Origin of the sequence: Thalassobacter stenotrophicus, from assembly GCF_001458315.1 — a bacterium.
Taxonomy (GTDB): Bacteria; Pseudomonadota; Alphaproteobacteria; order Rhodobacterales; family Rhodobacteraceae; genus Thalassobacter; species Thalassobacter stenotrophicus.
In genome coordinates this window covers 45,499-54,778 of sequence record NZ_CYRX01000006.1, presented here as the reverse complement: position 1 = coordinate 54,778, position 9,280 = coordinate 45,499, and the positions used below count along the sequence as shown (strand labels likewise).

General features: G+C 56.9%; 6 protein-coding genes. 3 read left to right on the top strand and 3 right to left on the bottom strand.

Annotated elements, in window-relative coordinates; genetic code table 11:
• Positions 1–399: 399 nt before the first annotated feature.
• Positions 400–915 carry a winged helix DNA-binding protein gene (locus THS5294_RS00750; protein ID WP_038010086.1) on the top strand — a complete coding sequence of 172 codons (516 nt, stop codon included), beginning with the start codon at positions 400–402 and terminating at the stop codon, positions 913–915.
• 19 nt (positions 916–934) lie between these two features.
• On the opposite strand, the gene THS5294_RS00745 is transcribed toward THS5294_RS00750, so the two are convergent.
• The 3 genes from THS5294_RS00745 to THS5294_RS00735 all read right to left on the bottom strand — a co-directional run bounded on the left by THS5294_RS00745 (position 935) and on the right by THS5294_RS00735 (position 3,830).
• Positions 935–2,236: a TRAP transporter large permease gene (locus THS5294_RS00745; RefSeq protein ID WP_038010088.1), complete on the bottom strand. Its 1,302-nt coding sequence runs from the start codon at positions 2,234–2,236 to the stop codon at positions 935–937.
• 1 nt (position 2,237) lies between these two features.
• On the bottom strand, positions 2,238–2,762 hold the full coding sequence (locus THS5294_RS00740) for a TRAP transporter small permease (protein WP_038010098.1): 525 nt from the start codon (positions 2,760–2,762) through the stop codon (positions 2,238–2,240).
• 105 nt (positions 2,763–2,867) lie between these two features.
• Positions 2,868–3,830: a TRAP transporter substrate-binding protein gene (locus THS5294_RS00735; RefSeq protein ID WP_038010089.1), complete on the bottom strand. Its 963-nt coding sequence runs from the start codon at positions 3,828–3,830 to the stop codon at positions 2,868–2,870.
• 111 nt (positions 3,831–3,941) lie between these two features.
• Here THS5294_RS00735 and THS5294_RS00730 point away from each other — a divergent pair, with 111 nt between their 5' ends.
• Together THS5294_RS00730 and THS5294_RS00725 are read left to right on the top strand one after the other, a co-directional pair.
• Entirely contained in the window at positions 3,942–7,574 is a 3,633-nt protein-coding gene (locus tag THS5294_RS00730) for a hydantoinase B/oxoprolinase family protein (protein ID WP_038010092.1), read from the top strand.
• Positions 7,571–8,968, top strand: a complete 1,398-nt coding sequence (locus tag THS5294_RS00725) for a Glu/Leu/Phe/Val family dehydrogenase (RefSeq protein ID WP_038010094.1) — start codon at positions 7,571–7,573, stop codon at positions 8,966–8,968. Before THS5294_RS00730 ends, THS5294_RS00725 begins: the two co-directional genes overlap by 4 nt.
• Positions 8,969–9,280: the final 312 nt, after the last annotated feature.

Below are 9,280 nucleotides of genomic sequence, written 5' to 3'. Positions count from 1 at the left end.
TCCGTCCGGGGTCAGGGGAAACACGTCCCCAAGCGGGTTTGTGCAACAAAGCCGTCACACCAAGGTCGATAGCACAGTTCGTTATCTTGGAGTCGAGCTCGAAGATGCTTTGAGTATCGCCGAGCGTATCGACCTTTAAAGTGCTTTGGCGAATGGCCCTGTCGTTCGCCATTTCAAAGGCGGCTGTCTGTCACGCCACATTTGCTGATACTCAACCCGAACTAATGATACCAGATGCTCAACCCGGTGTGAAAGACTGCAGCCTTTGGCTGACCGGCACACCCATACCATACTCCATTAGCTTCTTGAGCAACGCCTAGTAGTGTTGTTTATCTAGAAGTCCGCACAGATTTCCATGTATAACGGTGTCGAAATCTCAACAATATATCGATAAAACACATGGAAAAATCTGCAAAACGCAAAATTGTATCTTCTCGTCACCTAGCAGATGGTGAAGGGTGGGAAGCCTCAGAATTCGAGTTTGGCCTCATCATTGCATTTAACGCGTTCTCGCGCTGGATGGTCAAATGCATGGCGGCAGCCGGACATACTGACATGAGCCCTCTGGAAATTCTGGTTCTTCACAACGTGAACCATCGTGGGCGAGACAAGCGTCTGAGCGACATCTGCTTTCTGCTCAACATCGATGATACCCACACCGTCAACTACGCTTTACGGAAGCTCGCCAAGGCGGATCTGATCGTGTCCGAGAAGCGTGGCAAGGAAGTGTTTTATAGCACATCCAACGAAGGAGCGGCTTTGTGCGACGAATACCGCACCGTTCGGGAACGCTGTCTTATTGATGGTCTGGGCCGCATGGACATTTCGGGAGAAGAGTTAAGCACCATCGCGGCAAGTCTCCGTGCCCTCTCAGGCCAATACGACCAGGCAAGTCGGGCCGCGTCTTCTTTGTGACGCCGCCCGACATGCAGATTTAGCGGCTCATCGCATCCGGCAGATATGTCACAATCTGCGGGAATAGCGTGATCAGGACAACGGCCAGCAACAGCAGAAAGAAGAACGGAAGTGCCGCTTTGGCGATGCGCAGGATGTCGATGCCTGTCAGTCCTTGAATGACAAAGAGGTTGAAGCCGACCGGCGGTGTGATCTGGCTCATCTCAACGACAAGCACCAAATAGATGCCAAACCAGATTGGGTCGATCCCGACGGCAAGGACCATCGGCATTATGATGGAGGTCGTCAGAACCACAACCGAGATACCATCGAGAAACAGCCCCAGCACGATAAAGAAGATCGTCAGGACCGCCAACAGTACATAAGGCGAGAGGCCCATCTCTCCGATCCACGAGGCGAGGTTACGGGGCAAGCCCGTGAAGCCCATTGAAACGGCGAGGAAGGCCGCACCAAGAAGGATGAAGGCGATCATGCAGGACGTGCGCGCTGCCGACAAAAGGGCATCCATGAAATCGGAACGCGTGAAGCTACCTGACAGGACGGCCAAGAGGATTGAAAGCAGCACACCGAGTGCGGCAGCGTCCGTTGGGGATGCAATGCCGGTATAAATGGCGCCGATGACGCCAGAAATGAGCAAGGCCACAGGGATCAGCCCGCGCGCTTCCCAGACCTTCTCTTTGAGGTTCAGCTTGATTGATTCCGCCGGGATAAGAGTGGGGTCCATCCATGCGCGGACAGCGACATAGGCGCTAAACAAGCCCACAAGCATGGCTCCTGGGATAAGTCCGGCTACGAACAAACGGGCAATCGATTGTTCGGTGGCCACGCCATAGACGATCAAGATAATCGAAGGCGGGATGAGCAGACCGAGGGTAGCAGAGCCCGCAAGGGTGCCCAGGATAAGGCTTTCGGGGTAACCGCGCGATTTCAGCTCGGGGATGGACATTTTGCCAATCGTCGCCGCCGTAGCCGCAGATGAACCGGAAACAGCCGCAAAAATCGCGCACCCCAGCACGTTCACATGCAGCAAACGCCCCGGAAGACCGCCGAGCCAAGGGGCAAGGCCATTGAACATGTCTTTGCTGAGCCGTGACCGAAGCAGGATTTCACCCATCAAGATGAACAGCGGCAGCGCGGTAAGAGACCATGAATGGCTGTGTCCCCAGAAAGTGACGGCGAGGTTCAAGCCAACGGACGAGTTCGAGAAGAATGCAAGGGCGAAAGCGGCGACGGCCGACAAGGACAGCGCGATCCAAAGCCCCCCTGCCAAAAAGACGAACAAGAGCCCAAGCAGAATAAGGCCAACGACAGGATCAGACATTTCAGGCTTCCTCTGATGCGGCGATAACGGGCTCGCCGCGCAAAAGTGTTTCAATCAGGCTGTGGATGACGGAGATGCACAAAAGCGTCATTCCGATGCCCATAGCGGTTTGAGGGATCCAAAGCGGGATGGGGATTGTCCCGTTGGAGACATCCCCAAAGTGGATGCTCTCGGCGACAAGGACCCAGATGTAGTAGACTGCGAAAGCGGTGAGAGCGGTGGCCGCAAAAAGTGCGATTACTTCAGCGACCAGACGCACCCGGACCGGCAATCGTGCGGTGACCAGAGACACCTTGATGTGGCCACCCGTGCGGAACGTGTAGGGCATCGCAAGGAAAGTGGCGGCAGCCAGCATGAAACCCGAGAAATCAGCATAAGACGGGATTGTGGACGGCAGCGGCAGGCCAAAGACTCGCGTCGCAAAATTCAAGAAGATCTGCGCGCTGATCAAAACGGCAATCGCCAGGATTGTGAAGGCCGATATCCAACCCGCAGCAAGATAGAGTCGATCCAGAAAAGTTCGCATGATGTGCCCCTCGTAAATTAGCCCGGCGCTTGGGCGGGAGAAGACCAGCGCCGGGCTCATGTTGGCAAACGAAAACCGACCTTAGGTCGGCCTTCGTTCGTCCGGTTACTGCTGATAGGTGCTCAGAATGGACAGCGCAGACTCAGATGCGCTGGCTTCCCAGTTCGTGAGCATCTGTGCACCAATCTCTTGCAGACCTGCAGTCAATGCCTCACTCGGCTCGACGATGATCATACCATTTTCTGCCATGATCGCCGTTTTGGCGTCTGCTTCGGCGGCTGACATTTCCCAACCGCGCGCCTCAGCTGCGGCGGCGGTTTCCAGGACGGCGGCTTGCACCTCGTCAGGCAAACGCTGGAACGCGCGCATGTTTACGACAACGATGTTCTTGGGAACCCAGGCGTTGATTGGCGTGTAGTGCGTGACAAAATCCCAGGCTGTGGAATTCGCGCCGGTGGATGGGGACGTGACCATCGCTTCGACCTGGCCAGTTGCAAAGGCCTGCGGGATGTCAGGGGCTTCCACCTGCACCGGAGCCGCGCCGGCCAGTGTTGCGAATTCTTCCAAGGCTGCGTTGTACGCACGGAAGCGCAGACCTGCGAGACCCTCGACCGTTTCAATTTCGCCATTGGTATAGAGCCCTTGGGCAGGCCACGGCACGGAGAAGAGTGGCATAAGACCTTGTTCAGCCAACAGCTCGGTCACAACCGGCTGCTGCGCCGCCCAAAGCCGCTGCGCATCTTCATAGCTCGTCGCCACAAAGGGCTGGCTGTCGATCCCGAAGGCGGCATCGTCGTTGACCAGGCGCGACAGGAAGAACTCGCCGATGGGAACCTGCCCGGACCGAACCACATTGCGAATTTCACCGTGCGGGAACAGGGAGCCGCCAGAGTGAACCGTAATTTCTAGCGCCCCATCCGTAGCGGCGGCAACGTCCGCTGCGAATTGGTTGATGTTTTGAGTGTGGAAGGTCGCGTCACCGTAAGGGGTCGGCATGTCCCATGTATCTGCGGCTGCGGCACCGCTCAGACCAACGGCAAGACCCGCGGCCAGGATGAAGTGTTTCATTGTTAAGCTCCTGTGTTGAACCGAACCCGGATAGGAATTCCAAATTCATTACGTTGACAAATTGTCAGCGTTTTGCACATAAAGCAACAACTTTATGTTCAGGAGATGAAAATGACTTTGCGCGCTGATTCCAAGTGGGACTTCTGGATTGACCGTGGCGGCACGTTCACGGACATCGTTGCACGAACGCCGGAAGGCGATCTCAAAACCCACAAGATTCTTTCCGAAAAACCAGAGTCTTACAAAGATGCCGCCGTACAGGGCGTGCGCGAAATCATGGGACTTTCCAAGGAAGACGCGATCCCGGAAAACGCGATCTCTGCTATAAAAATGGGCACGACGGTCGCGACAAATGCGCTGCTCGAACGCAAGGGTGAGAAGACAGTTCTGTTTATCACGCGTGGGTTCAAAGACCTCTTGCGAATCGGATATCAGAACCGCCCCGACCTGTTTGCGCTCAATATCCAGCTGCCGGATCTGCTCTATTCGGACGTTATCGAAATCGACGAACGGCTAGATGCCGACGGGACTGTCATCGAAGCTATGGACCTGCAGAAAGCACGAGAGGCCATCTGCCGCGCATACGGCAAGGGATATCGCTCCGTCGCCGTCGCCCTGCTGCACAGCTATCGCAACCCGGAACATGAAAAGAAGCTGGGCGAAATGGCGGTCCAGCAAGGCTTTGAACAAGTCTCCCTGAGCTTTGAGGCAAGCCCACTTATCAAACTGGTTGCGCGCGGGGATACAACGGTCGCTGACGCCTATCTGACGCCGATCCTGAAGCGCTACGTGAACCAAGTTCGCAGCGCTCTCGGTTCTGACGCTGTTGAAAGGCTGATGTTCATGCAGTCCAACGGTGGCCTGACCGATGCGGACCTCTTCCATGGGCGGGATGCCATTCTGTCAGGGCCTGCAGGCGGTGTCGTTGGCATGGTGGGTACGGCCACACAGGACGGCTTTGACAAGCTCATCGGTTTCGACATGGGAGGCACCTCAACCGATGTGTGCCACTATGCCGGTGAATACGAGCGCAGCTTTGAAACCGAGGTGGCCGGCGTGCGGATGCGCGCGCCGATGATGAACATCCACACCGTGGCTGCAGGCGGCGGCTCGATCCTGTCGTTCCGCGATGGAAGGCTGCAGGTTGGCCCCGAAAGTGCGGGTGCCGATCCCGGCCCGTCCTGTTATCGGCGCGGTGGCCCCCTGACAGTGACCGATTGCAACGCAGTCCTTGGCAAACTCCAGCCTGAGAATTTTCCAAACGTCTTCGGGCCAGACAGCAACGAGCCACTGGATGTGGACGCCCCGCGCCGCCTCTTCGAAGCACTTGCACAGGAAATAGCAGAGCAAACAGGCGAAGCGCCCTTGTCCGTCGAGGCTCTGGCGACAGGTTTCCTGCGCATCGCCGTCGACAACATGGCGAACGCGATCAAGGAAATCAGCGTCTCGCGCGGATATGACGTCACCGGCTACACCTTGAACTGCTTTGGTGGCGCGGGTGGCCAACATGCCTGTTTGGTCGCGGATGCGCTTGGCATGACGTCGGTGTATTTGCATCCCTTCGCCGGGGTCCTGTCTGCTCTCGGCATGGGGCTCGCGGACATCGTGTCGATGCGCGAACAGCAGTTACTTGTGCCCGTGTCGGACCTGGCCGCAATCACAGCCGCCTCTTTCGCCTTGACCACAGAAGCCACAGAAGAGGTCCTGCAACAGGGCGTCGCACGCAGCAACATCTCGGCTAGGGAAAGAGTTTATCTGCGGATGTCCACATCTCAAACGACCTTACCTGTGCCACTTGGATCACCAGAGGACATGATTGAAGCGTTCCGCATGTCCCATGAAATTGAGTTCGGCTTCCGCCCCCAAACAGACGACATCATCGCCGAAATGATCTCGGTCGAGGCGGTCGGCGCTTCTGGTGCAAACGCAAAACTGCCCAATGCCGAGACACAAGAAAGCCAGCACGGCACGACACAGATGTGGGCAGAACACCGTATGCAATCTGTGCCAACGCATGACCGGACCAAGATGGGTGTTGGGGTCGTTGTGACGGGCCCCGCTGTTATCAACGAACCAACAGGAACGACGGTTGTGGAGCATGGCTGGGAGGCCACCTGCATCGACGGAGGCGCGCTTGTCTTGCGACGCGCTGTCCTGCTCGTGCGCGAGGAAGCTATTGGAACAAGTGTCGATCCGATCATGCTTGAGGTGTTCAACAACCTCTTCATGTCCATCGCCGAACAGATGGGCGCGACTTTGGCTAAGACCGCTGCGTCTGTGAACATCCGCGAACGCCTCGATTTTTCCTGCGCCATTTTCGACGCGCGAGGTGATTTGGTTGCAAACGCACCGCATGTCCCGGTGCATCTGGGGTCCATGAGCGCGAGTGTGAAATCGATCCTTCGTGAGAATGCCGGTGCCATCCAACCCGGTGACGTCTTCATGATGAATGACCCATTCAATGGCGGTACGCATTTGCCGGATGTGACCGTGATTACGCCCGTTTTTGATGAAAGGGGTCAGGACATCCGGTTTCTTGTCGCCTCACGCGGGCACCACGCCGATATTGGGGGGAAGACTCCTGGTTCGGCCCCACCAGACAGCCGACATATCGACGAAGAAGGGGTACTGATCAGGAACTTCAAGCTGGTCTCTGGTGGCCGCCTGCGGGACGCCCAGACCCGCGTTCTTCTTGCATCAGCGACATACCCATGCCGCAACATTGATCACAACATGGCCGATCTGACAGCGCAAATCGCGGCCAACGCGACCGGCAGCGCAGAGCTTCAAAAGGCAGTGGCGCAATTCGGCGCGGATGTTGTTCAGTCGTATATGCGCCATGTCCAAGACAATGCCGAAGAATCCGTCCGCCGTGTCATTGATGTTCTGGACGACAGCCGTTTCACCTATCCCCTTGATAGCGGTGCAAAGATAGAAGTGGTCATTTCCGTTGATCGTGCATCACGCTGTGCAACGGTAGATTTCACCGGCACCTCCAAACAAGACGCTCTCAACTACAACGCCCCTTTGGCGATCTGCCATGCGGTGGTGCTCTACGTGTTCCGCACACTTGTCGGCTCAGACATCCCAATGAACGAAGGTTGCTTGAAACCAATCGAAATCATCGCGCCGGAAGGAAGCTTCATCAACCCGAACTACCCTGCCGCCGTTATCTCAGGGAACACGGAGGTCAGCCAAAGCATCGCAGACGCACTTTATGGCGCGCTCGGTGTCGTCGCAGGCAGTCAAGGCACGATGAATAACTTCGTCTATGGCGACGATACGCTGCAGAACTATGAAACGATCTGCGGGGGCACGGGGGCCGGACCTGATTTCAATGGGTGCTCAGCGGTTCACAGCCACATGACAAACACAAGGATGACGGACCCGGAAGTGCTGGAAAGCCGCTTCCCGGTGCGCGTGCGGTCGTTTGCAATCAGACAAGGCTCCGGCGGGGAAGGTCAGCACCGAGGCGGGCACGGGATCGTCCGCGAAATTGAATTTCTCTCCCCGATGACCGTAACCGTCCTGTCGTCGCACAGACGTACGCAAGCCTTCGGTGTGAATGGCGGGGCCGCGGGTGCGCCTGGCGAAAATCAAGTGCGCCGCAAGGATGGCACAGTTGAAAACCTGTCTGGAAACGATCAGCGTGACATGGCCCCTGGTGATGTCTTTGTGATGAAAACACCTGGCGGCGGTGGCTTTGGCGCGGCCGACACACAGGCACGGGTCGCTGCAGAATGAGCATGTCTTTCCTATCCGACGTTGAGGCCTTCTACGATCTCGCCGTCAAAGACCTCGCCCTTCCGACGGGTGTGGGTGAGAAGATCAAGGTCGCCAACGCAACTTACACCACACGGTTTGGTGTCCGGCTTCGCGACCGGATGTTCACGTTCACGGGCTGGCGCTCGGCGCATTCAAATCATCAGAGCCCCGCAAAAGGCGGCATCAGGTATGCGCCCAACTGTACGGTTGAGGAGGTTGAGGCGCTTGCAGCACTCATGACCTACAAATGCGCTTTGGTCGGTGTGCCCTATGGCGGTTCCAAAGGGGCACTGTGTCTCGATCCGTCAGACTGGACCGAAGCCGAGCTTGAGAAGATCACAAGGCGTTTCGCCCAGGAAATGATCCGCCACAGGTTTCTGGACTCCGCCAACAACGTTCCCGCGCCAGACGTCGGGACGAACGAACGCACGATGATGTGGATCGCGGATGAGTACAAAAGGCTGCGCCCGGAAGACATCAATGCGCTCGGGTGCGTGACCGGCAAACCTTTAGGTGGCGGCGGTATCGAAGGTCGCGTCGAAGCCACAGGCCGGGGCGTCCAGTATGCCATCCGCGCTTTCGTCGACACACCCACGCTGATCAAACCACTTTTCGAAGACGCGCGTTTGTTCGGCAAACGCGTTGCGATCCAAGGGTTCGGCAATGTCGGAGCGCATGCCGCCTTGTTCCTCAGCAAAGAGGACGGCTGCAAAATCACCTCGATCATTGAACGCGATGTGGTTCTAACGAACCCAAGCGGGATCAATGTATCCGACCTGATCGCGCACCGCGACGCCACGGGTTCGATTGCTGATTTCGCCGGTGCCGCATGCACAAGCACACCCCCCGAAGCACTCACCATCGACTGTGACATCCTGATCCCCGCTGCGGTCGAGGGCGTGATCAACGCAGACATTGCACGCCGAACGCCAGCAAGGTTGATCGTGGAAGCGGCGAATGGCCCCTGCACATTTGAGGCGGCCAAAATACTGGATGACCGGCAGATCCAAGTCATCCCGGACCTTTATGCAAATGCAGGCGGGGTCATCGTCAGCTACTTTGAATGGGTGAAGAACCTTGGGCACATGCCGTTTGGATTGTTGGAACGCCGGTACCATGAAAAAGGTCACCGTGTCCTGACTTCAACCATCGAACGCACCGTCGGGGCGTCGCTGCAATGGGACGAAGACGCAAGTTATCTGAGCGGACCGACGGAGCTTGACATGGTGCGCTCTGGTCTGGAAGAAATCATGCGCCGCACCCTTGGCCGGATCGTTGCAGAGCAATCCACCCGTGGCGGAGACCTTCGAAGTGCGGCCTATCGTCTGGCGGTAAATCAGGTGGCCGAGGCGTACCGCGCTATTGGTCTATAGACGGGTGCAAGCGGTAGGACTTAGTTGCGACTTATGCTGACAATCAGTTCAAACGGAAAAGGAAAAAGCGTCTCGACAGCGCTCTTTCACATTGCGAAGTTAGTTATCTACAGGGTCCCGGGTCTCGTAAGTCGATCTATTCTGCGGAGAGAATATGTTTTGAATTGCACCGTGATCGGCAGTTTTCAATGACCGCTCTGGCGGACGACTCCGCTTTGCAATAACGACCATGCCGCGCGCGCAACTAATTGCTGCGCCAGCAATAGCTGCGGGTGCACAAGTCCGCTTCGTCCCGCAAAACAGACCTCGAAA